The organism is Geodermatophilus sp. SYSU D01119, from assembly GCF_054049975.1.
This window is the reverse complement of record NZ_JBJGYL010000008.1, coordinates 62,115-83,299: the sequence shown is the minus strand read 5'-3', so window position 1 is coordinate 83,299 and position 21,185 is coordinate 62,115. Positions and strand designations below refer to the sequence as shown.

The 21,185-nt window shown below is 76.5% G+C and carries 23 protein-coding genes and 4 tRNA genes; 15 read left to right on the top strand and 12 right to left on the bottom strand.

Annotation, left to right across the window (positions count from 1 at the left end; genetic code table 11):
* Positions 1 to 147: 147 nt before the first annotated feature.
* The gene (locus tag ACI79X_RS08275; RefSeq protein ID WP_457024939.1) at positions 148 to 1,212 is read right to left on the bottom strand and encodes a Glu/Leu/Phe/Val family dehydrogenase; all 1,065 of its coding nucleotides are present in this window, start codon (positions 1,210 to 1,212) and stop codon (positions 148 to 150) included.
* Between the two features lie 213 nt (positions 1,213 to 1,425).
* Between ACI79X_RS08275 and ACI79X_RS08270 the strand changes: the two genes are divergently transcribed.
* Positions 1,426 to 2,754: a M23 family metallopeptidase gene (locus ACI79X_RS08270; protein WP_457024938.1), complete on the top strand. Its 1,329-nt coding sequence runs from the start codon at positions 1,426 to 1,428 to the stop codon at positions 2,752 to 2,754.
* Between the two features lie 124 nt (positions 2,755 to 2,878).
* Here ACI79X_RS08270 and ACI79X_RS08265 read toward each other — a convergent pair whose 3' ends face one another.
* On the bottom strand, positions 2,879 to 3,406 hold the full coding sequence (locus ACI79X_RS08265; protein ID WP_457024937.1) for a hypothetical protein: 528 nt from the start codon (positions 3,404 to 3,406) through the stop codon (positions 2,879 to 2,881).
* A gap of 59 nt (positions 3,407 to 3,465) precedes the next feature.
* On the opposite strand from ACI79X_RS08265, the gene ACI79X_RS08260 reads away from it, so the two are divergent.
* The 5 genes from ACI79X_RS08260 (at position 3,466) to ACI79X_RS08240 (ending at position 9,744) form a co-directional block, all read left to right on the top strand.
* Positions 3,466 to 4,332, top strand: coding sequence for an MBL fold metallo-hydrolase (locus tag ACI79X_RS08260; protein WP_457024936.1), 867 nt, complete (start codon positions 3,466 to 3,468; stop codon positions 4,330 to 4,332).
* The gene (locus tag ACI79X_RS08255) at positions 4,329 to 5,627 is read left to right on the top strand and encodes a class I adenylate-forming enzyme family protein (protein WP_457024935.1); all 1,299 of its coding nucleotides are present in this window, start codon (positions 4,329 to 4,331) and stop codon (positions 5,625 to 5,627) included. Before ACI79X_RS08260 ends, ACI79X_RS08255 begins: the two co-directional genes overlap by 4 nt.
* On the top strand, positions 5,624 to 7,138 hold the full coding sequence (gene mftG, locus ACI79X_RS08250) for a mycofactocin dehydrogenase MftG (protein ID WP_457024934.1): 1,515 nt from the start codon (positions 5,624 to 5,626) through the stop codon (positions 7,136 to 7,138). Before ACI79X_RS08255 ends, mftG begins: the two co-directional genes overlap by 4 nt.
* A gap of 85 nt (positions 7,139 to 7,223) precedes the next feature.
* Positions 7,224 to 8,228, top strand: coding sequence for a phosphotriesterase family protein (locus ACI79X_RS08245; protein ID WP_457024933.1), 1,005 nt, complete (start codon positions 7,224 to 7,226; stop codon positions 8,226 to 8,228).
* Between the two features lies 1 nt (position 8,229).
* Entirely contained in the window at positions 8,230 to 9,744 is a 1,515-nt protein-coding gene (locus ACI79X_RS08240) for a class I adenylate-forming enzyme family protein (RefSeq protein WP_457024932.1), read from the top strand.
* 57 nt (positions 9,745 to 9,801) lie between these two features.
* On the opposite strand, the gene ACI79X_RS08235 is transcribed toward ACI79X_RS08240, so the two are convergent.
* Positions 9,802 to 10,005: a hypothetical protein gene (locus ACI79X_RS08235; RefSeq protein WP_457024931.1), complete on the bottom strand. Its 204-nt coding sequence runs from the start codon at positions 10,003 to 10,005 to the stop codon at positions 9,802 to 9,804.
* Positions 10,006 to 10,136: 131 nt separating this feature from the next.
* On the opposite strand from ACI79X_RS08235, the gene ACI79X_RS08230 reads away from it, so the two are divergent.
* Together ACI79X_RS08230 and ACI79X_RS08225 are read left to right on the top strand one after the other, a co-directional pair.
* Positions 10,137 to 10,826 (top strand): phosphodiesterase, encoded by a 690-nt coding sequence (locus tag ACI79X_RS08230; RefSeq protein WP_457024930.1) that lies wholly within the window; start codon positions 10,137 to 10,139, stop codon positions 10,824 to 10,826.
* A gap of 116 nt (positions 10,827 to 10,942) precedes the next feature.
* Entirely contained in the window at positions 10,943 to 11,971 is a 1,029-nt protein-coding gene (locus ACI79X_RS08225; RefSeq protein ID WP_457024929.1) for a glycosyltransferase, read from the top strand.
* Here ACI79X_RS08225 and ACI79X_RS08220 read toward each other — a convergent pair.
* The 4 genes from ACI79X_RS08220 to ACI79X_RS08205 form a co-directional block, all read right to left on the bottom strand.
* Entirely contained in the window at positions 11,968 to 12,429 is a 462-nt protein-coding gene (locus ACI79X_RS08220) for a GNAT family N-acetyltransferase (RefSeq protein WP_457024928.1), read from the bottom strand. The two genes, ACI79X_RS08225 and ACI79X_RS08220, sit on opposite strands and share 4 nt — an antisense overlap.
* Before the next feature lie 17 nt (positions 12,430 to 12,446).
* Positions 12,447 to 12,520 (bottom strand) — tRNA-Phe (locus ACI79X_RS08215).
* Between the two features lie 26 nt (positions 12,521 to 12,546).
* Positions 12,547 to 12,620 (bottom strand) — tRNA-Asp (locus ACI79X_RS08210).
* Positions 12,621 to 12,653: 33 nt separating this feature from the next.
* Positions 12,654 to 12,726: transfer RNA gene (locus tag ACI79X_RS08205), tRNA-Glu, on the bottom strand.
* A 122-nt stretch (positions 12,727 to 12,848) separates the two neighbouring features.
* Here ACI79X_RS08205 and ACI79X_RS08200 point away from each other — a divergent pair.
* On the top strand, positions 12,849 to 13,541 hold the full coding sequence (locus ACI79X_RS08200) for an AMIN-like domain-containing (lipo)protein (RefSeq protein ID WP_457024927.1): 693 nt from the start codon (positions 12,849 to 12,851) through the stop codon (positions 13,539 to 13,541).
* A 2-nt stretch (positions 13,542 to 13,543) separates the two neighbouring features.
* On the opposite strand, the gene ACI79X_RS08195 is transcribed toward ACI79X_RS08200, so the two are convergent.
* The 4 genes from ACI79X_RS08195 to ACI79X_RS08180 form a co-directional block, all read right to left on the bottom strand.
* Positions 13,544 to 13,873 carry a hypothetical protein gene (locus ACI79X_RS08195; RefSeq protein ID WP_457024926.1) on the bottom strand — a complete coding sequence of 110 codons (330 nt, stop codon included), beginning with the start codon at positions 13,871 to 13,873 and terminating at the stop codon, positions 13,544 to 13,546.
* A 24-nt stretch (positions 13,874 to 13,897) separates the two neighbouring features.
* Complete coding sequence (locus ACI79X_RS08190; protein WP_457024925.1) at positions 13,898 to 15,424, bottom strand: metallophosphoesterase family protein; 1,527 nt, start codon at positions 15,422 to 15,424, stop codon at positions 13,898 to 13,900.
* 70 nt (positions 15,425 to 15,494) lie between these two features.
* On the bottom strand, positions 15,495 to 16,097 hold the full coding sequence (wrbA, locus tag ACI79X_RS08185) for an NAD(P)H:quinone oxidoreductase (RefSeq protein ID WP_457024924.1): 603 nt from the start codon (positions 16,095 to 16,097) through the stop codon (positions 15,495 to 15,497).
* A gap of 112 nt (positions 16,098 to 16,209) precedes the next feature.
* Positions 16,210 to 16,680, bottom strand: coding sequence for a GtrA family protein (locus tag ACI79X_RS08180; RefSeq protein ID WP_457024923.1), 471 nt, complete (start codon positions 16,678 to 16,680; stop codon positions 16,210 to 16,212).
* A gap of 160 nt (positions 16,681 to 16,840) precedes the next feature.
* On the opposite strand from ACI79X_RS08180, the gene ACI79X_RS08175 reads away from it, so the two are divergent.
* The 6 genes from ACI79X_RS08175 (at position 16,841) to ACI79X_RS08150 (ending at position 20,351) form a co-directional block, all read left to right on the top strand.
* Positions 16,841 to 17,284, top strand: coding sequence for a VanZ family protein (locus ACI79X_RS08175; RefSeq protein WP_457024922.1), 444 nt, complete (start codon positions 16,841 to 16,843; stop codon positions 17,282 to 17,284).
* Positions 17,281 to 18,162, top strand: a complete 882-nt coding sequence (locus ACI79X_RS08170; RefSeq protein ID WP_457024921.1) for a Rieske 2Fe-2S domain-containing protein — start codon at positions 17,281 to 17,283, stop codon at positions 18,160 to 18,162. Before ACI79X_RS08175 ends, ACI79X_RS08170 begins: the two co-directional genes overlap by 4 nt.
* A gap of 27 nt (positions 18,163 to 18,189) precedes the next feature.
* Complete coding sequence (locus ACI79X_RS08165; RefSeq protein ID WP_457024920.1) at positions 18,190 to 19,074, top strand: hypothetical protein; 885 nt, start codon at positions 18,190 to 18,192, stop codon at positions 19,072 to 19,074.
* Positions 19,075 to 19,383: 309 nt separating this feature from the next.
* A complete protein-coding gene (locus ACI79X_RS08160) occupies positions 19,384 to 19,812 on the top strand; it encodes a DUF6508 domain-containing protein (protein ID WP_457024919.1) in 429 nt (142 codons plus the stop codon).
* A 33-nt stretch (positions 19,813 to 19,845) separates the two neighbouring features.
* Positions 19,846 to 19,918: transfer RNA gene (locus ACI79X_RS08155), tRNA-Lys, on the top strand.
* A gap of 166 nt (positions 19,919 to 20,084) precedes the next feature.
* On the top strand, positions 20,085 to 20,351 hold the full coding sequence (locus tag ACI79X_RS08150) for a hypothetical protein (RefSeq protein WP_457024918.1): 267 nt from the start codon (positions 20,085 to 20,087) through the stop codon (positions 20,349 to 20,351).
* A 579-nt stretch (positions 20,352 to 20,930) separates the two neighbouring features.
* On the opposite strand, the gene ACI79X_RS08145 is transcribed toward ACI79X_RS08150, so the two are convergent.
* Positions 20,931 to 21,128, bottom strand: a complete 198-nt coding sequence (locus ACI79X_RS08145; RefSeq protein ID WP_457024917.1) for a hypothetical protein — start codon at positions 21,126 to 21,128, stop codon at positions 20,931 to 20,933.
* Between the last annotated feature and the right edge of the window lie 57 nt (positions 21,129 to 21,185).

Genomic DNA, 21,185 nt, shown 5'->3' with positions numbered 1-21,185 from the left:
AGCTCACGGGCTGGACGGCCCGCGTGGCGACCCCGACTGAGTGAACTGTGTCTTGAGCAAGACTACGACACGGACGGGACTCGGGCACGGGTCCTCCCTCCCCCGTCCCCCGACCGGGGCCGTGGTACAGGACACGCCCGCCCGGGATCAGCGCGGCAGGCGGATGGTGGCCAACCGGCCGACCGCGGCGATCCGCTCCTCGGCGAGCCGGTCGGCCGCCACGGCGGGGGAGACGCCCTCGGCCTCGGCGGCCGCGAACACCCGCAGGGCGACGTCGAAGATCCCCGCCGCCTTCGCCTCGGCGCGGGCGAAGGAGAAGCCGTGCCGCTCGTCCTCGACCTGGATGACGCCCCCGGCGTTGACCAGGTAGTCGGGGGCGTACAGGACGCCCCGCTCGACCAGCTGGGCGGCGATGCCGTCGTGGGCCAGCTGGTTGTTCGCCCCGCCGCAGACGATCTCGGCGCCGAGCACGGCCACCGTCTCGTCGTCCAGCGCGCCACCGAGGGCGCAGGGCGCGTAGACGTCGGCCGGGGTGCGCACCAGGGCGGCGGTGTCGGCGGCGACCTGCACGCCCGGGTGGCGGGCGTGCACGCGCGCGACCGCGTCGGGGTCGACGTCGGTGACGACGACGTCGGCGCCGTCGGCCACGAGCCGGTCCACGAGCCAGCTGCCGACCTTGCCGACGCCGGCCACGGCCACGGTGCGCCCGGCGAGCGTGGGGGCGCCCCAGCGGTGCTGGGCGGCCGCGCGCATGCCCTGGAAGACGCCGAACGCGGTGAGCACCGAGGAGTCGCCGCAGCCGCCGTACACCTCGGAGCGGCCGTGGGCGAAGCGCGTCTCGCGGGCCACCATGTCGAGGTCGGCGTTGGTGGTGCCGACGTCGCAGGCGGTCAGGTAGCGCCCACCGAGGGACTCGACGAACCGGCCGTAGGCGCGCAGCAGCGCCTCGGTCTTGTCGGTGCGCGGGTCGCCGATGATCACGGCCTTCCCGCCGCCGAGGTCGAGCCCGGCCAGGCTGTTCTTGTAGGCCATGGCGCTCGCCAGCCGCAGCGCGTCGGCCACGGCCTCGTCCTCGGAGGCGTACGGGTGGAACCGCGTGCCGCCGAGGGCGGGGCCCAGCGCGGTCGAGTGGATGGCGATCACCGCCCGCAGGCCGGAGCCCGGGTCGGAGCAGAAGACCACCTGTTCGGCGCCGGAGGCGAGGACGTCCACGGCGGCGAGCCTAGACGCGCGGCGGGCGGCGGAACGGGGCCGTCCGGCACCGGGGGCACGGCGGCGCGGATGTCGACATGTGACGGAACGGGAGCCGGTCGGGGTGCTCCCTCGTCACGATGTGGCACCCGTGCCGCGTGTTGCTCGTGTGACGCACGGTGACGGCGCGACGCTTCTGCCGTTCCTCCGTCCCTCTTCCCCAGGGAGTGCTCCATGCTGCAGTGCCGTTCCGGCCGGCGGCCCCCCGGCCGCGCCGGTGCCCGCGCACGGCGGCGGGGCCTGCGGGTCGCCCTGGCCGGCCTGCTGACCGGCGCCGTCCTCGTCGGAGGTGCGGGGCCGGCGCTGGCGGTGCCCCCGCCCCCGCCCAACCCGACCGACGGCCAGCTCGCCGACGCCCGGGCCGCCCAGGACGCCGCGGCCGCGGAGGTCGGCCGGCTGCAGGCCGAGGTCGCCCTGGCCCAGACCGAGCTCGACCGCCTGGCCGTGCAGGCCGAGGCCGCCGGCGTCGCCTACGAGGCCGCCGAGGAGGCCCTCGCCCTGGCGCAGGCCGCCGCCGACCAGGCCGCCGCGGACCTGCGAGCCGCCGCCGACGCGGTCGAGGCCGCCATCGGGCGCATCGGCGGCTTCGCCCGCGACAGCTACGTCAACGGCGCCACCCTCACCACCGCCGCCGCGCTGCTGGACTCCGCCGGCCCGGGGGAGCTCGTCCAGCGCGCCGCGATGCTCGAGTACGTGGCCGACACGCAGGTCGACGTCCTCGAGGAGCTCGAGGTCGCCCGTGTGCGGCAGGCCAACGCCGAGTCCTCGGCCCGGGTGACCCGCGACGCGATGGCCGCCGCCGAGGAGCAGGCCGCCGACGCCAAGGCCGCCGCCGACGCGCAGGTGGCCGCGCAGCAGGGCGCCGTCGCCACCGCCCAGGCCAACAAGGCCGCGCTGGACCAGCAGCTGCAGGCCGCGCAGATCCAGCTCCTGCAGCTGCAGGGGGCCCGCGACGCCTACGCCGAGTGGCAGCGGCAGAAGGCGGCCGAGGAGGCCGCCGCGGCCGCGGCCGCCGCCCGGGCGGCGCAGGAGGCCGCCGCCGCGGCCGCCGCCGCCCGGAACACCTCGTCCTCCGGCACGGCGGGCGCGGTCGGCGGGTCGGGCTACGTCAAGCCGACCTCGGGGCGGACGTCGAGCTGCTACGGCTGGCGCTGGGGCGCCCTGCACGGCGGCGTCGACATCGCCGCCCCCATCGGCACGCCGATCTACGCCGCCACCTCGGGCACCGTCGCCCGCACCGGCCCGGCCACCGGCTTCGGCCTGGCCGTCTACATCCGGGGCGACGACGGCGCGGTCACCGTCTACGGCCACCTCAACGCCGAGTACGTACGGCCCGGCGAGCGGGTGAGCGCCGGAGAGCTGATCGCCGAGGTGGGCAACCGCGGCCAGTCGACCGGCCCGCACCTGCACTTCGAGGTGCACCCCTCGGGCGCCATGCACAGCGGCCAGGTCGACCCGGTCCCGTGGCTGCGCGCCCGCGGCGTGAGCATCAGCGGCTGCTGACCCCGGCACCACGACGGCCCGCCCCCTGCAGGAGGGGACGGGCCGTCGGTGAGGGGATGGAACGGCCGCCCTTCAGGGGCCCGCGCCGAACGGAGCGAGGTGTGGGGTGAAGGGTGGTCCTCCCTCAGGTGGTCGGGGCGGTCTCGCCGCAGTTGGCGGCGCCGAACTCCTGGACGGCGGTGCCGTCGGGGCCGTTGGCGATGCCGAGGAAGTCCTGGGCGGCGGTCTGCAGCTGGGTCTGGCCCTCGGGGGTGCCCAGGTCGACCGAGCCGGCGGTGTCGGCGAACTGCTGCACGCCGTCGCCCAGCACCTGCCAGGACGACGCGATCTCGGCCGGCGGCTCGACGCTGTCGAACGCCGCGGCGGCCTGCTGCAGCAGGCCGGGCAGCTGCTCGGGGGAGGCGGTGCCGAGCTGGTTGCCCAGGTCGCTGAACTGCGCGACCTGCGTGCAGAAGGCCTGGACGGCGGGGTCGTCGCTGGCCGAGCTCGGGGCCGCGCTGCTGGTCTCGGGCGCCGACGACGAGGCGCTGGAGCTGCTGCTCGAGGACGACGCGGAGTCGGAGGAGCCCTCGTCCGACCCACCGCAGGCGGTCAGGACGGCCGCGGCGGTGACCACCAGGGCGGAGCGGGACAGGAGGGTCAGGGAACGCATGTCCGGAGGCTAGCCGCCGCCCGGCGCCGGTCCCGGGCGCTGCGGCTAGCGTGCCGGACGTGCGCGCCCCGGCAGACCCCCGTGTCACATGGGACCTCCCCGCCCCCGGCGCCATGCCGCGGACGGCCGACCTCGAGCCACTGGTCACCCGCGTGCTGGCGCCCAACCCCTCGGGCATGACCCTCGACGGCACCAACACCTACCTGGTGGGCGCGCCGGGCAGCGGGCAGGCCGTGCTGGTCGACCCGGGCCCGGACGACCCGGCGCACCTGGCTGCCGTCGAGGAGGCGCTGGCCGCCCGCGACGCCCGCTGCGTCGCCGTCCTGGTCACCCACCACCACGGCGACCACGCCGAGGCCGCGCAGCCGTGGGGCGCGCGGTTCGGCGCCCCGGTGGCCGCCGCCGACGCCGCGGTGGCCGGCCCGCGCGGCCGGGTCCTCGAGCCGGGGGAGCGGCTGGCGCTGGCCGGCACCGCGATCGGCGTCGTCGCCACGCCGGGGCACACCGCCGACCACCTGGCCTTCCGGCTGGAGTCCGGCGCGGTGCTCGTCGGCGACCACGTGCTCGGCCGCGGGACGTCGGTGGTCACCCATCCCGAGGGCGACGTCGTCGCCTACCTCGAGTCGCTGCGCCGGGTGCACGACCTCGGCCCGAGCGCGCTGTACTGCGGGCACGGCCCCGAGCTCACCGAGGACCCGGGCGCCGTCCTGGACTTCTACCTGGCGCACCGCGCCTTCCGCGAGTCGCAGCTGCTCGCCGCGCTCGTGCGCGGCGCCGGCACGGTCGACGCACTGGTGGCCGACGTGTACGCCGAGGTGCCGCGGGCGCTGTGGCCGGCGGCCGGGCAGTCGACCCGCGCGACGCTGGCCAAGCTCGCCGCCGAGGGGCACGTGGTGGTCGACGGCGACCGGGTGCGCCTGCCGTGACCGCGGTCGTGCGGGCCGCCGACAGCGAGCGCGACCAGCGGCGCGCCGCGGCGGCCCTGCGCTCGGCCGGCCTGCGCCCCGGCGACCGGCTGCTGGTGTCCGCGGCGGCCTCGCCCGCGCTGCTCGCCGTCGTCCTCGGGGCGCTGCGCAGCGGCATCGTGCCCGTGGTCCTCGACCCGGCGCTGCCCGCCGCCGAGCGGGCGGCGCTGGCCGACGACGCCGACTGCGCGCTCGACGTGGCCGGTGCGCCGGAGCAGCTGCTCGGGGACGACGAGACCGGCCTCGCCGACGTGCCGCTGGCCCGGCCGATGCACTACACGTCAGGCACCACCGGCCGGCGCAAGGGCGTGTGGTCCGGCGTCCTCGACGACGGCGACGCCCGGGCCCTGGCCGCCGAGGAGATCGGCCTCTGGGGCTTCACCGCCGCGGACCGCCACCTGGTGCTCTCCCCACTGCACCACTCCGCACCCCTGCGCTTCGCCGTGCACACCCTGCTGGCCGGCGGCGAGGTGCTGCTGCCCGGCCCGTTCGACGCCGCGCGGGCCGCCGCCGCGATCGGCACGCTCGCCCCGACGACGACCTTCTGCGTCCCCACGCACCTGCGCCGGCTCGTGGCGCGCGACGACGTCGACTGGTCCTCCTTCCGCCGGCTCGTGCACGCCGGCGCGCCCTGCCCGGAGCCGCTCAAGCGGGCGGTGCTCGACGCGCTGCCGCCGGGCAGCGTCTGGGAGTTCTACGGCTCCACCGAGGCGCAGTTCACCGTGTGCCCGCCCGAGGACTGGCTGGCGCACCCCGGCAGCGTCGGACGCGCCCGGCCCGGCCGGCGCCTGGAGACCGACGAGCGCGGCCAGCTGTGGTGCGCGGTCCCGCGGTGGGCCCGCTTCGAGTACTGGCGGGCGCCGGACAGGACCGCAGCCGCCTGGCGCGGCGACCGGGTGACCGTCGGCGACCTCGGCCGGGTCGACGACGACGGCACCGTCTGGCTCGACGGCCGCCGCGAGGACCTGGTCATCTCCGGCGGGGTCAACGTCTACCCGGCGGAGGTGGAGGCGGTCCTCGACGCGCACCCGGGCGTGGTGGAGAGCGCCGTGGTCGGCGTCCCCGACGAGGACTGGGGCCAGCGGGTGGTGGCCGCCTACGTGGGCACCGCCGACCCCGCCGAGCTCGGGGCGTGGGCCCGCGAGCGGCTGGCGCCGGCCAAGCGGCCCAAGAGCCTGCACCCGGTGGGCGAGCTGCCGCGCACCTCCACCGGGAAGGTGCGCCGGCTGGACATCCCGGGAGCCCTCGGCCTGTGAGCTGGGACGTCGTGGTGGTGGGCGCCGGCTCGTCCGGCTGCGCCCTGGCCGCCCGCCTGGCCGACGCCGGCCGCCGCGTGCTGCTGCTCGAGGCCGGCGCGGACCACGCCCGCCCCGCCGACTTCCCGGCCGACCTGCGCGACGCCGCCACCCTGGGCGCCACCGTCCCCGGGCACCCGGCCAACTGGTCGTTCACCACCGAGCTCGTCCCGGGCAACCGGGTGCCGCTGCCCCGCGGGCGCGGGGTGGGCGGGTCGAGCGCCGTCAACGGCGGCTACTTCGTGCGCGCCACCCCCGCCGACCACGCCGGCTGGGCGGCCGCGGGCAACGACCTGTGGAGCCTGGAGGCGTGCCTGCCGGCCTGGGTCCGGCTGGAGGACGACCGGCAGTACGGCGACCGGCCCGGGCACGGCTCGGGCGGGCCGCTGCCGGTCACCCGCCCGCAGTCCGGCGGCCCGCTCCCCGACGCCCTCGCCGCCGCGGCTGCCGAGCTCGGCGTGCCGGAGGAGCCGGACAAGAACGCGGGCGGCCCGCCCGGGTACGGGCCGGTGCCCTTCACCGTCGACGGCGGCGTGCGGGTCAACACAGCCATGGCCTACCTGTCGCCGCGCCGCGGGTCGCCCCTGCTCACCGTGCGCGGCGGGGTGCGGGTGCGGCGGGTGCTCCTCGAGCGGTGCCGCGCCGTCGGCGTCGACACCGACGCCGGGCCCGTCCGCGCCGCGGAGGTGGTGCTGGCCGCCGGCGCCGTCGGCTCGCCGCACCTGCTCCTGCTCTCGGGCATCGGACCCGCGGCGGACCTGCGGGCGGCCGGGGTCGACGTCGCCGTCGACGCGCCGGGCGTGGGCGCCGGCCTCTCCGACCACCCGCTCGTCCACCTGCCCTGGGTGCCGGTCGCCGGCCTGCCCGAGGGCGAGTGGCCGCTGCCGCTGCACTCGGTGCTGCACGCGACGTCGTCGGACTCCCCGGTGCCCGGCGACCTCGAGGTGCTGCCCTGGCTCCGCCCGTGGGGCCGGGTCGTGCCCGGGGGTGGCGGGGACGACGTCACGCTGTCGCTGGCCGCCGGTCCCTACCGCGGCCAGAGCCGGGGCCGGCTCACGCTCGCCCCGGGCGACCCGGCGGCCGCGCCGCGGATCGAGCACCGCTACCTCGCCACGGCCGCCGACCGGCGGCGGCTGCGCGAGGCGGTGCGGCTGGCCGGCGCCCTGCTGCGCACCCGCGCCCTGGCCCCGCTGGTGGCCGCCCGCCCCGGCCCGGACGACGCCGTCCTCGCCGACGACGACGCCCTCGACGGCTGGGTCCGCTCCGAACTGGCCACGGCGGTCCACCTGACCGGCGGCACGCGGATGGGCCCCGACGACGACCCCGGGGCCGTCGTCGACCAGCACCTGCGGGTGCGCGGGGTCGAGGGGCTGCGGGTGGCCGACACCTCGGTGCTCCCCGAGGTGCCCACCCGGGGGCCCGCCGCCACCGCCGTGATGGTGGGCGAGCGGGCCGCCGAGCTGATGGCCTGACCCGGTGCGACGCCGGTCACACGACCGATAGCTTCGCCCCTGCCCTCCGGCACCGGCGCCGGCGGGCGGACCGCGAGGAGGACACGTGCCCCAGGCGCAGACCGGCCCCATCGTCGAGACGGTGAAGGGCCCCGTCGCCACCGCCGAGCTCGGCCCGACGCTCATGCACGAGCACGTCTTCGTGCTGAACGCCGACGTGCAGCAGAACTACCCCGAGGAGTGGGGCAGCGAGGACGACCGCGTCGCCGACGCGGTGCAGAAGCTGGGGAAGCTGGCCGGGACCGGCGTACGCACCATCGTCGACCCGACCGTGATCGGCCTCGGCCGCTACATCCCGCGCATCCAGCGGATCGCCGAGCAGGTGGACCTCAACATCGTCGTCGCCACCGGCTGCTACACCTACGACGACGTCCCGTTCTTCTTCCACTACCGCGGCCCGGCGCTCAACCAGGCCGTCGGCGCGGAGGTCCCCGACCCGATGGTCGACATGTTCGTCGGGGACATCCGCGACGGGATCGCGGGCACGGGGGTGCGGGCGGCCTTCCTCAAGTGCGCCATCGACCACCAGGGCCTGACCCCGGGGGTGGAGCGGGTCATGCGCGCCGTCGCCAGGGCCCACCGGGCCACCGGGGCCCCGATCACCGTGCACACGCACCCGGGGAGCCGGCAGGGCCTGGCGGTCCAGCGGGTGTTCGACGACGAGGGCGTGGACCCGCGCAGGGTGGTGCTCGGCCACAGCGGCGACACCACCGACGCCGACCACCTGACCGAGCTGGCCGAGGCCGGCTTCGTCCTCGGCATGGACCGCTTCGGGATCAACCTGGACACGACCTTCGAGGCGCGCGCCGACATCGTGGTGGAGATGTGCCGCCGCGGCTTCGCCGGCCAGATGGTGCTCTCGCAGGACGCCTCCTGCTACATCGACTGGCTGGCCCCCGGCGTCATGGACCTGCTGCCGCAGTGGCACTACACGCACATCCACGAGGACGTGCTCCCCTACCTGCGCGAGCACGGGGTGACCGAGGAGCAGATCACCACGATGCTGGTGGACGTCCCGCGCCGGTACTTCGAGAACGTGGGGGCGTACTGAGATGACGCTGCACCCCTTCGACGAGTCAGGGGTCGAGCGCGACGCCGGCGGCACCAAGCACTACACCGACCTGCCCGACTCCGTGGTGGCGATGCTGCGGGCCTCGGTCGACCGGGACCCCGGCGGCGAGGCCGTCGTCGAGGTCGACGGACCGCGGCTGACCTTCCGGGAGCTCTGGGATCGCGCCGCGCGGGTGGCCGGCGGGCTGCGCGCGGCCGGCGTGGGCTGCGGCGACCGCGTGGCGATCCGGCTGGGCAACGGCGCGGACTGGGTGTTGGGCTTCTTCGGCACGCTCCTCGCCGGCGGCGTGGCGGTGCCGGTGAACACCCGCTTCACCGACGCCGAGGCGCAGTACGTCGTCGACGACAGCGGCGCGCGGGTGGTGCTCGAGCCGGGTACCCCGCTGCCCGACGGCGACCCCCACGCCGAGGAGGGGCTGGCGCTCTCCGACCTCGCGGCGATCTTCTACACCTCGGGGACCACCGGGTTCCCCAAGGGCGCGATGACCAGCCACGAGAACTTCCTGACCAACACGGAGAACGCCCGCCGGGTGGTGGGCCTCGGCCGCGACGACCCGTCGCTGCGCAACCTCGTCAGCGTGCCGCTGTTCCACGTCACCGGCTGCAACAGCCAGCTGCTGCCGGCGCTGCAGAGCGGCGCGGCCGCGGTGGTGATGCCGGCGTTCGAGGTGGGCCGGTTCCTGCAGGTCATCCCGGAGGAGCGGATCGCCGTCGTCACCTCGGTGCCCGCGGTGTTCTGGCTGGCGGTCAACCAGCCGGCCTTCGCGGACACCGACGTCAGTGGGGTGCGGTTCGCCACCTACGGCGGGGCGCCGATCGCCCCGGAGCTGGTCGCCCGCATCAAGGAGGCGTTCCCCTCGGCGCAGGTGGGCAACGGGTTCGGGCTGTCGGAGACCTCGTCGATCTCGACGTTCCTGCCGCACGAGTACGCCGGCACCCACGCCGACTCGGTGGGCTTCCCCGCGCCGGTGGTCGACCTGCGGCTGGAGGGCGTCGACCCCGCCACCGGCGTCGGCGAGCTGCTCATCCGCGGCGCCAACGTGGTGCAGGGCTACTGGAACAAGCCCGAGGCCACCGCCCAGGCGTTCACCGGCGGCTGGCTGCACTCCGGCGACCTCGCCCGCATCGACGACGACGGCTTCACCTACGTCGTCGACCGCGCCAAGGACATGATCAACCGCGGCGGCGAGAACGTGTACTGCGTGGAGGTGGAGAACGCGCTGGCGGCCGCGCCGGGCGTGTTCGAGATCGCCGTCGTCGGGGTGCCCGACCCGGTGATGGGGGAGAAGGTCGGCGCGGTGGTGGTCCCGGTCCCGGGCACCGCGTTCGACGTCGAGGCGTTCATGGGGCACGCCCGCGCGCACCTGGCCGACTTCAAGGTGCCGCAGTTCGTGTCCGTGCGCTCGGCGGTGCTGCCGCGCAACCCCGGCGGCAAGGTGCTCAAGCCGGTGCTGCGCGCCGAGTCGGAGTGGGAGCCGGTCGGCCGGCGGGGGTGACGGGTCGTCCCGGCGGCGCGCTGGCCGCAGCCGCCGGGACGCCGGATCGGGGGCCGGTCAGCGGACCGGCGGGATCTCCGAGGTGGTCGTGCTGGTCAGCGGCGACCACGCGTCGGGGTGCGGCCGTCCCGCGTCGGCGACCCAGCCGGCGGGCCGGCGGTCGGTGCGGGGAGCGGGGCGGGCGCTCAGGCCGACGATCAGGGCGAGCAGGGCGACCAGCCCGAGGAGGACCCCGCCGATGACCAGGAGCGTCGTGAGCACCTCCCGACGGTAGGCACCGGACCGGTCCGGACCACAGGGCAAGGAGCGACGGACATCCCGCCCGACACGGGCAGGTCCTGCCGAGGCGCACGGATCCGTTCCGTCCCTCCGGGCACGGGTAGGGAGCCGCCGTGGCAGACGCAGCGACCCTCGCCGGACGACTGGTGGCGGTGCCGCTGGGTGCCCTCGCGCGGCGGCGGCAGGGCAAGCCGATGCACCCGCGCGGCGCCGTGCTCGACGCCGTCCTGGAGCGGTCCGGCGGGCCCGCCGACTGGGGGGTGCCCTGGCTGGCGGAGGCGGCCCGGGAGCCCGCCGTCGTCCGGTTCTCCCGCGGGGCGGGCCTGCCCGCCCCGCTGCCGGACCTCCTCGGCCTCGCCGTGAGGGTGCCCGACGGCGACCGCCCGGTGGACCTCCTGCTGTCGACCACCGGCCGCGGGCGGCGGACCCGCTTCCTGCCGGTCCCGCGCACCGACGCCGCGGCCGCCTACACCTCGCTGATGGGCTACCGCAGCGCCACCGGCACCGTCCGGCTGGCCGCCGTCCCGGACGGGCCGGTCGCGCTGCCCTCCGACCCCGGCCCGGTGGCCGCCGCGGCGCCGGGGACGGCGTTCCGGCTGATGGCCGCCCGCGGCGCGGGGGATTGGGTGCCCTTCGGCCGGCTGCTGATGACCGCGCCGCGCGACGAGGTCGACCCGGACCTGCGCTTCGACGCCGTCCGCAACCCGCCGCCGGGCCTGCTGGCCGACGGGCCGATGGCCCGGTTCCGGGCGCCCGCGTACGCCGCCGCCCAGGAGGCCCGCCGGGGTCCTCCGGAGGAGTGACGCGGGCCACCCGGTGAGGTCGCACACGGTTGTGCGGCACCATCCTGGGTATCGGAACCGCCGGAGTTCATCGAGGAGCACCGCCCCTGCCGTCGCAGTGCTCGACCGCAGGAGGAGTGCGCACCCGAGTGATCCCCGCTCTGCCCCCGTCCGCCTCGCGTGCGCGGGTCCGCCTCGCGACGGTGCCGCACCGTGACCCCTACGTCGACGCGGTGCTGCCGGATACCGCCGTGCCGGTGGGACCCGACCACGACCCCAGCCCGTGGCTGGACCCGGCCTACCTGACCGCCTGGGCCGACCGCGTCGACGTCGTGCACGTGCACACCGGCTACGGGCACCTGCCCGAGGACGAGGTCGTCAGCTGGACCGAGGCGCTGCGCCGGACCGGGGTGCCCCTGGTGGTGACCGTCCACCAGCTGCGCGACCCGGCGCAGCCCACCCGCCACCGGCACGACGCGCACCTGGCCGCGCTGCTCGCGACGGCGGAGGTCGTGTTCACCCTCACGCCCGGCGCGGCCGACGAGATCGCCGACCGCTTCGGCCGGACCGCGATCGTGGTCGCGCACCCGTCGGTGGCCGCGGCCGACCCCGACACCGGCGCGGAGCGCGGCCTGGTCGGCCTGGCGCTGGGCACGCCCGGCACGGCGGTGCCCGACCCGGCGGCCATGGTGCGTGCCGCACTGTCGGGCGCGGTGTCCGGCGGCGGGCGGCTGCGGGTGTTCCTCGAGCCGGGCCAGGAGCTGCCCGGCGGGCGCGAGCTCGCCGGCGCCGAGGGACTGGAGGTGGTGGTCCGCGACCCGGCGCTGTGGGCGCGGCAGCTGCAGGAGCTGCACGTCGCCGTCCTGCCCGAGCGCTGCGGCACGCACTCGCGGGACCTGGAGGTCTGCCGCGACGTCGGCACGCGCGTCGTCGCCCCGAGCTGCGGCTGGTTCGCCGACCAGTGGTCCGACGTCGTCGTCTACGGCAACGACGAGGAGCACGGCTTCGACCCCGTGTCGCTGAACGCGGCGGTCGGCGCGGCGCTGACCCGGCCGATGCCCCGGCCGGCCGACCGCGCGTGGCGGGCGGAGCAGCGGGCGGCGGTGCGCGCCGTGCACGAGCAGGTCTACGAGCAGGTGCTCGCCGACCGCGCCGTCGGCGTCTAGGCCGGCCACTCCAGGTCGACCACCCACAGGCCCGGCAGCACCTCGCGCTCACCGGTCCCGCGGAAGCCGGCCTGCGCGTACAGCCGCCGCGCCGGGGTGTTGTCCCGCCCGGTGGAGACCGTGACCCGCCGTCCGGCCGCCCCGGCCAGCACGGCCGCGACGAGGGCGCGCCCGGTCCCGCGCCGCGCGTGCGCCGGGTCGACGACGAGCCGGTCGACGTCGACCTCGCCGTCGGTGGCGCGCAGGCCGAGGGCGCCCAGGACGGTCGCGCCGTCGCGGGCGACGAGCCAGTCGAGTCCGGCGCCGACCAGCGCGGGCAGGTCCTCGTGCAGGGCGGGGATGCGGTCGTCGCCGATCAGCCGCGCCTCGACGGCGTAGGCGGCGTGCTGCACCTCGAGCAGGCGGGCGGCGAGCGCGGGATCGGCGGCCGGGTCGGATCGCTCGACGACCACCGGCACCGTCCGGGGAGAGAGTGTGGGCAGGGGCGGGGTCGAACCGCCGACCTCTCGCTTTTCAGGCGAGCGCTCGTACCGACTGAGCTACCTGCCCCTCCCGGTGACGTTCCACCGGGGAAGCGACCCTGACGGGACTCGAACCCGCGACCTCCGCCGTGACAGGGCGGCGCGCTAACCAACTGCGCTACAGGGCCTTGCTGGTGGTGCTGGTACTGCTGGTGGTGCTGTGCCCCCAACGGGGTTCGAACCCGTGCTACCGCCTTGAAAGGGCGGCGTCCTGGACCGCTAGACGATGGGGGCTCGTTCGCCGGGGGCAGGGAGAACGATACATGGCCCCCGCGGGGGGTCCGACACCACCCCGGTCCGGGGGTGTCGGCGCGCCGTTGCGGGGGGAGGCGCGGCCGCGCTGCGACGCTCCCCGGGTGACCCGTCGTGCCCTGCTGCCCGTGTGCGCCGCGCTGTCGGCGGCCCTCCTCGTCGCCGGCTGCGGGGACGAGGAGGGCCCGGCCGCCTCGGCGACCTCGACCTCGACGTCGTCGGCGGCGCCCTCCCCGGCCCCCTCGCCCGCGACCTCCCCGGCGGCCGACGACGACGCGCCGGCGGCCACGCCCTCACCGGAGGAGCCGGAGGAGTCCGAGGGCGATGGCGGCGACGGCGGTGGCGACGGGTCCTCGTTCCCCGGCGACGCCTCCCCCGACACCGCGGCGGCGTCCGCGGGCGCGCAGGTGACCGTCACCGGCATCCGCACCGGCCGGCACGACGGCTTCGACCGGGTCGTCCTCGAGGCCGACGGCACCGGGACGCCGGGCTGGGACGTCCGCTGGGTGGATGCCGCGAGCTCGCAGGGCAGCGGCGAGCCGGTCGCGGTGGCGGGCGGTGCGGTCCTCCAGGTCGCGCTGACCGGCGCCGGCACCCCTTACGACACCGGGGTCGACGAGTACGCCGGCGGCCCGGTGGCCGGGCAGGGGACGGCGAACGTCACCGAGGTGGTGTTCGACGCGACCTTCGAGGGGACGACGGTCGCGTTCGTGGGCGCCCGCGCCGAGGCGCCGTTCCGCGTCTACCTGCTCCAGGACCCGGTGCGGGTCGTCGTCGAGGTCGCCGACGCGGGCTGAGCTCAGTTCAGGCTGGCGCGCAGCTCGACCGCGTCGCCGGTCACGCTGGTGCACTCCAGCTGCAGCGGCCCGGCGGCGACGCTCTCCCCCTGGCCGCAGGAGACGCTCGCGCCGCCCACGGAGATCGACGCCCGGCCGTCCTGCACGCCGCCGAGGGTGACCGTGGTGCCGAGGATCTCCACCTCGCTGCCCTCCCCGTCCAGCGTGACGGTGCACGACGAGCCGGAGCAGGAGAAGCCGTTCGAGGTGAACGAGCAGCCGGCCAGCGGGACGAGGGCGATCGCCCCGGCGAGGAGGCCGGCGGACAGGCGGGTGCGCGACGTCGTCGACATGGCGGCGAGCGTAGGACGGGAGGGTCAGCCGGTCGGGGAGGCCGGGGTCCCCTCGCCGGTCCCGTCGCCGGTCCCGTCGTCCGTGGCGCCGTCGGTGCCCTCCCCGGCCCCGTCCGCGGGGACCGGCTCCTCGGGCTCGGGGACGACGGTGCGCTCGATCGTCGCCTCGGTCTCGCCGAGGCCGCCCAGGGTGATGTCGTCGTAGGCGACCAGCGCCCCGGTGCCGGGGTCGAGGTAGAGGACCGTGCAGGTGAGCGGCGTGGGGCTCTCGCCCTGCAGGCCGCGCAGGCCGGCGCCGCCGGTGGAGCCCTGCACCATGAGCAGGGTGCCCTCCTCGAGGGTCTCCACCTCCCGCTCGTGGGTGTGCCCTGCGAGCACCACGGGGACGACGCCGTCCAGCGGCGGGGCCTGCTGCGGGTCGTGCACCATCGCGATCGCCGGCGGCGGGTCCTGCTCCCCGGCGAGCTCGGCGAGGTCCTCGCCGGTCTGCTCGAGCGACTCGGTGTCCCCGGTGGCGTCCTTGTCCGGCGTGAAGCGGGGATCGCGGGCGCCGATCACGGTGAGCCCGGCGACCGTCGTCGCGGAGTCGTCGAGCACGGTGGCGTTCGGCTGCGCGGCGACCAGCCCGGCGGTGATCGCGGAGTCGTGGTTGCCGCGGACGTAGACGTAGGGCACGCCGAGGCGGCCGATCGAGCCGATGAGCTGGTTCTCGGGCTCGCTGCCCCAGTCGGTGATGTCGCCGGTGTCGAGGACGGCGTCGACGTCGAACTGCTCGGCCACCTGCGCGACCAGGTCGAAGCCGGCCGGGTTGAGGTGGATGTCGGAGACGTGCAGCAGGGCGACGGTGTCGGCGGACCCGCCGGGGGCCGGGAGCGCCGACAGCGTCGAGTAGAGGGTGCCGACGTTGGCGACCAGGTCCTCGAGCGAGGCCCGGTAGGCGGTGAAGCGGGCGACGATGTCCTCGGCGCTGCCGATGAGGCTCGTCGCGTTGACCAGGAGCCCGGTGTAGGTGGGCTGCGAGAGGGCCTCGGGGCGCCAGGTGGCGGCGCCGAGGCCCGCGGTGCCGGCCAGCAGGACCACCGAGGCGCCGGCTGCGACCAGCGGCTCCCGCCACCGCCGGTAGACGACGAGCGAGCCGAGCGCCGCGCCGCCGACGCCGGCGAGCGCGGTGGTCCAGGCCAGCCGGGTGACGGCGGCCTGCAGGTCGGCGCTGACCCGGTCGACGAGGCTGTCGAGCCGCGCCGGGTCGCTGACCAGCGCCTGGATGCGGGTTTCGTCGACGCGGCGCAGCTGCAGGTCCAGGCCCAGCGGCCCGTCGTAGGCGTCCACCTCGAGGCTGCCCAGCGGGGGCACCTCGACCGTGGCGCCGCCGCCGGTCGGGGTGAGGGCGAGGCTCGCGTCGAAGGGGCCGATCGGGGCGTCGATGCGGCCCAGCAGCAGGATGCCCAGCAGGGCCCCGGCGGCGGCGACGGCGACCCGCAGCAGCCAGCGGCCGGCGGTGCGCCCGCGGCGGCGCCAGGGCCGCGGCGGGGTCGTCGTCGGCTCGTCCATCCGTCGAGGCTAGAGGCGCGGCGCCCCGGCCCGCTCCCGAGCAGGGAGGCGGACCGGGGCGGCCGGGCGGTCAGGCGACGAGCTTCGCGGTGACCTCGGCCAGCCGGCGGCCCTGGTAGCGGGCGGCGGCGAGCTCGGCCTCGGACGCGGTGGCCGACTTGCCGCCGGACGCCGTCGAGACGCCGTAGGGGTTGCCGCCGGCCTCGAACAGCAGCGGGTCGGTGTAGCCGGGCGGCACGATGACGGCGCCGAAGTGCGAGAAGACGTTGAAGAACGTCAGGATCGTCGACTCGTTGCCGCCGTGGACGTTCTGCGCGCTGGTGAACGCGGTGGCGCCCTTGTTGGCCAGCTTGCCGGTGAACCACAGGCCGCCGAGCTGGTCGATGAACTGCTTCATCTGCGAGGCCGGCGTGCCGAAGCGGGTCGGGCTGCCCAGCGCGTAGCCGTCGGCCCACTCCATGTCGGCCGGCGTGGCCTCCTGCACCTGGTCGGCGGTGGCGTCGACGTGGGCGCGCCACAGCGGGTTGGAGCTGATGGCCTCCTCGGGGGCGAGCTCCGGGACCCGGCGCAGGCGCACCTCGGCGCCGGCCTCCTCCGCGCCCTGGGCGAGCGCGGTGGCGAGCTGGTGCACGTTCCCGGTGGACGAGTAGTAGATGACGGCGATCTTCGCCACGGTTCCCTCGGCTCTCGTGTCTCGAACGGTGGTTGCGAGTTCAACCACCGTTCCCGAGTGTGCCCGTCGTCTCCGGCGCGTCAAACGCCGGGAAGGGGACGAACCGGTGTCGTCAGGCGGGACGGGGGCGGAACACCCAGCGCAGCGCGAGGAAGCGCAGGGTGCCGATGGTCGCCGTGACCAGGGCGATGACCAGGAACTCGGTGACGACGGACGGGTCGGTGGTCACCGAGTTGAACCAGCTCAGCGCGAGGCTGGTGGCGATCATCCCGGCGACGGCGAGCGCGCCGCCCTCCCACTGGGCGGTCAGGAAGCCCACGCGCTCACCGGCGTGGAAGCTGATCCGCCGGTGCATCTCGTTGGCCATGACCGACGACACGGCCGACCCCATGACGTTGGCCGGCACGTCGCCCAGGCCGTTGAGCAGCACGTACAGGAGTGCGTAGACGGCGCTGGAGAGCCCGCCGACGAGCACGAACCGGGAGAACTGGCCGAACCACCGGTCGGAGCGCATGCCCGCCGCGACGTCGCCGACGAGGTCGGCGACCGCCACGGGGCGGTGCAGCAACGACGGGCAGGTCACGAGGTCTCCTCGGGCTCGGCTGGGGGTAGTGCACAGGTTCCCCCTGACAGTTACCTGGGAGCCAGCGGAATACGCGCTGGCATTCCCCCGGGGCGGTGTGGATCGCGTCACCCGTGGCGCGTCCAGGCTGCTCCCAGGGAGGACGGTCACCGTGGGTGGCATGGACGCCCGACCCGCACTGACCACCGGCACCGTCGTCGCGCTGGCCGCGGTGGCCGCCCTGACGCTGCTGCCCGCGGGGAGCGGGGGCTCCGCGTGGGGCGCGCCCGCCGCCGAGCTGCGCTGGTACCTGACCGGCCTGGACTCCCGTGCCACCGTGGTACAGCTGCTCGGCAACCTGCTGCTGCTCGCGCCGCTCGCCGTCGTCGCGGTCCTGCGGTGGCCCGTGCTGCGCTCGCCGGCGGTGCTGGTCGCGGCGGCGCTCACGACGGGTGCCGTGATCGAGACGCTGCAGTGGGCGCTGCCGCTCGGCCGGGTCGTGTCGCCGGTGGACGCGCTGCTCAACGCCACGGGCGCCGTCGTCGCGGGCCTGCTCGTCACCGGCCTGACGTCCGCCGCGGACCGGCTTGCCGACCGTTCGACGGGGGTAGGGAGCCGCCCATGAGCCTGATGGGTTTCCTCGACCGCCTCGCGGACGTGAGCACCTTCGACAAGGTCATCGAGCCGGCGCGCTCGGCGGTCCAGGCCGTGCTCAAGCCCGGGGCGCTCAAGGACGCACTGCACGGCACGTGGCTCGGGCACCCGCTGCACCCGGTGCTCGTCCAGGTGCCGGTGGGCAGCTGGGCGTCGGCGGGGCTGCTCGACGCGATCCCGCCGCTGCGGCCCGCCGCGACCGTGCTCATCGGCACCGGCGTCGTCGTGTCGGTGCCCGCGGCGATGAGCGGTGCGGCCGACTGGTCGGAGCAGGAGGTCGGTGTCCGGCGGCTCGGCGCGCTGCACGCGGTGGCCAACACCGTGGCGCTCGGCTTCTACGTGGGCTCGCTGGTGGCCCGGGCGAAGGGGCGCGGGACGCTCGGCCGGGTGCTGTCCTACACCGGGCTGGGCCTGGCCACCGGCTCGGCGGCGGTCGGCGGGCACATGTCCTACGCGCAGTCCTCCGGGGCGTCCCACGCGGCGACGGCGGCCCGCGCGCTCACCTCCGACTGGATCGACCTCGGCCCGCTCGACGACCTGCCCGAGGGCCGCCCGGCGCTGCGCACCGCGCCCGGCAGCGGCGTGGCCGCCCCGCTGGCCGCCGTCCGCCGGGGCGCGCGGGTCGACGTCTTCGTCGGCGCCTGCTCGCACCTGGCCGGGCCGCTGTACGAGGGGAGCGTCGAGGAGGTCCGCGGGCACGCGTGCCTCGTCTGCCCGTGGCACGACTCGGCGTTCGACCTGGACAACGGCGAGCCCCGGCGCGGGCCGGCGGCCAACCCGCAGGAGAAGCTCGAGGTGCGGATGGAGGCCGGGCACGTGATGGCCCGGCTGCCCGCGCGGCACCAGTAGGGGCCCCGCGCGCCCTACCCTGCGCGCATGAGGCGGACGGCGGCCGCGCTGGCCCTCCTGCTGTGCGCCGGGTGCGGCGGCGCACCGACCGCCTCGTCGTCCGCGCCGTCGTCCGCGCCGTCGCCGTCGCTGTCGTCGGCCGTCCCGTCGTCCCCGGCTGCCCCGTCCTCGGGGCCGGCCGTGCCCCCCGTCGACGGGATCGAGGCCGAGGCCGTGGAGCTGCGCACCGACGCCGCGGTCGGCGGGCAGGTGCAGGTGCGGGTGACCGACACCGGTGCCGGGCCGTTCACCGTCACCGCGGTGGCGATCGACTCGCCGGGCTTCGCGCCGCTGCCCGACCGGCCGGTGGAGGCCGCCTTCGTCCCGGGCCGGGTCATCGACCTGCCGGCGCCCTACGGCGACGCCGTGTGCACCGCCGCCGTCGAGCCCGCGGCGGCCCGGCTGGCCGCCGTCCGCCCCGACGGCCGCAGCGAGGTGCTGCGGGTGCCGCTCGCGGCGGCGGACCTCGTGCGCATCCACGCCGACACGTGCGCGGCGCAGGCGGCGCTCGCCGTCGCCGGGCTGACCGTGACGGGGCTGACCCTCGACGGCGACGCCGTGACCGGGGCGCTCGCGCTCACCCGCGGCGGGGACGACGAGCGGGCGGTGACGCTGACCCGGCTGGACGGCAACGTGCTCTACGACGTCGCGGCGGACCTGCCGGCGACGCTGGGGGAGGGGGTGGACGAGCGCGAGGTCGGGCTGGAGTTCACCACCGCGCGCTGCGACCCCCACGCGCTGGCCGAGGTGAAGCAGCCGTACCTCTTCGTGCTCGGCGTTCAGGTGGACGGCGAGGACGAGGTGACCGTGGACCTGCCGCTGGACCAGGCGCAGCGCGACGTGCTGTTCGCGCTGACCGAGAGCGCCTGCTGACCCCCGACATGGGACCGGCCCGGCCGCGCCCGGGGGGAACGGGGCGGCCGGACCGGGGTCTGGCGTGCGGCCGCGCTGTCGGCGCCGCACTGGTGATGACCGTAGGTAGCCGACGGCAGTGGCGACGATCCCCTGAACGGGTGGACCCGCCCGTCCGGGTGGCGACGCCGGTCACGCAGGGTTCCGCGAGAGCGTCCGCGGGCACCCCGGGCGGGTGTTCCTCTTCTTCTCCAACCGGTTCGGCTGCCTGGGCTCGCTGCTCATCTCGGCGGTGCTGACGATCGTCGTCCTGCTGGTCCTCGACGTGCTGTGAGCGAGGAGCCGGACGACGCCGCGGTGCTGGCCGGTCTGGCGGCGGCACCTCCCGGGACCCGCGCCGAGCTGGCGGCGGCGGTCGCGGCGGTGGAGGAGGCCCCCGGACCGCTGGTGGAGTGGCGAGGCGGTGAGCGGCAGGCCGACGGCGCGATCACCGTGCCGTGGGCGCAGTACGCGCCGCTGGTGTCGGCGCTGCTGGGCGCGCTGGGCCGGGCGGGGGCGGTGCCGGTGTTCGACTGGATGCGCTGGGAGGGCACGCGCCGTCTGTCGTCGGCCGACGACGTGGCCGCGCCGCTGGCCGACGTCGCCCGCCTGGTGACGGCGATCCTGCGGGGTGAGCGGTTCTCCGAGGGGACGGTCGCCGCCGCGCTGGAGGACGGCCGGCTGCTCGCCGCGGCGCGGCGGGTCCGCGACGGCCGGTGACCGCCGGCGCGGTCTGGGAGACTCGGCGGTGCCGGGCCTCTAGCTCAACTGGCAGAGCAGCGGACTTTTAATCCGCGGGTTGTGGGTTCGATCCCCACGGGGCCCACCCATCGCCGTCCGGGCACCGCGCGTCCCCTGACCGGCGGACGCCGCGGCCGTCCATTTGCGGCGTGACCGGCCTCCCGTCAGGGTCGGCGGCGAGCGTCCGAGCCGGCCGGCGATCGACAGCTGGGGGGAGCTGCGTCGGACTCCGCTGCCGGAAGGGTGCCCGGATGGGTGCGAGGCGGGACGGGTCGTGGCAGAGCCGGTACGAGGCGGCCAGGGCGAAGGACGAGGCGGACAACGCCGCCTGGGTGCAGAGCCACTTCGGTGGGCCGGTCACCAGGACACTCGCGAAGCAGCTGCCCGGGTTTGTCTTCCTGGCGCTGGTCGGCCTGGTGACCCTGGGCTGGCAGGCCGCGGTGGTCAACGTCGTGCTGCTGCTCGTCGTCGTCCTCGGGTTCCGCGCCTGGGCCCGCCGCCACGGGGCGCGCGGGTGACCGAGGCGCTGTTGCTGGTGGCCCTCGGGGTGCTGGTCGTCGCCGTGATCGTGGCGAAGTACGCCCTGCTCACGCGGCTGGCGGACCGGAGGAGGCGCCGGCCGCCAGGTCGGTGACGGCCTCCTCGCCTGGCGCGTCACCGGTCCATGCCTCGCTCGACCTGCGGCCGCAGCCACTCCCAGTCGGCCTCGTCGTGGAGGGTGAAGCTGCCCGCGGAGGCGGTGGTCACCTGGACCAGCCACTGCCCGGCCTCGAGCCGGACGGCGACGTCGGCCTCGGGGACGGCCTCCCGTACGGCGACCGCGACTGCCTCTGCGGCCGTCCGTCCCCAGCCGGGATCCTGTCCGTCGCCCGTGTGCTGCCTGGACCGCAGGGCCAGCGCCCCAGCAGCACGTCGTCCCGCCTGAGCCAGCTCCGCGCGTCCCGGCGGGTCATCCGGCGGCCCTTGGCCAGGATCTCTCCGTCGGGAGTGCGCAGGACGAACTTTCCGCCTCCGGGCGGCCAGGGGTCGGCGCTCTCGGATGCCATGCCGGCAGGCTAGGGACGCCACAGGCTCCCCGCTGACACGCACGAGACGCCTCAGTCGGCGGGGCGGCGGTCCTGGGGCTGGGACGGCAGCAGTGCCGCCGACAGGCCGCTGACGCCACCCACCAGGAGAGCCGATGCGGCCGACGCGTCCAGCAGCCACCAGAAGCCGAGCCCGACCGCGGCGGCCATGAACAGGGAGATCGGCAGCCGGAGGGTAACGCCGCGCCAGTAGGGCTCCCGCTGCTCCACGCCCGGACCGTAGCGAGCCGGACGCCGTGCGGGGCATAGCCGGACGCACCACGCGCC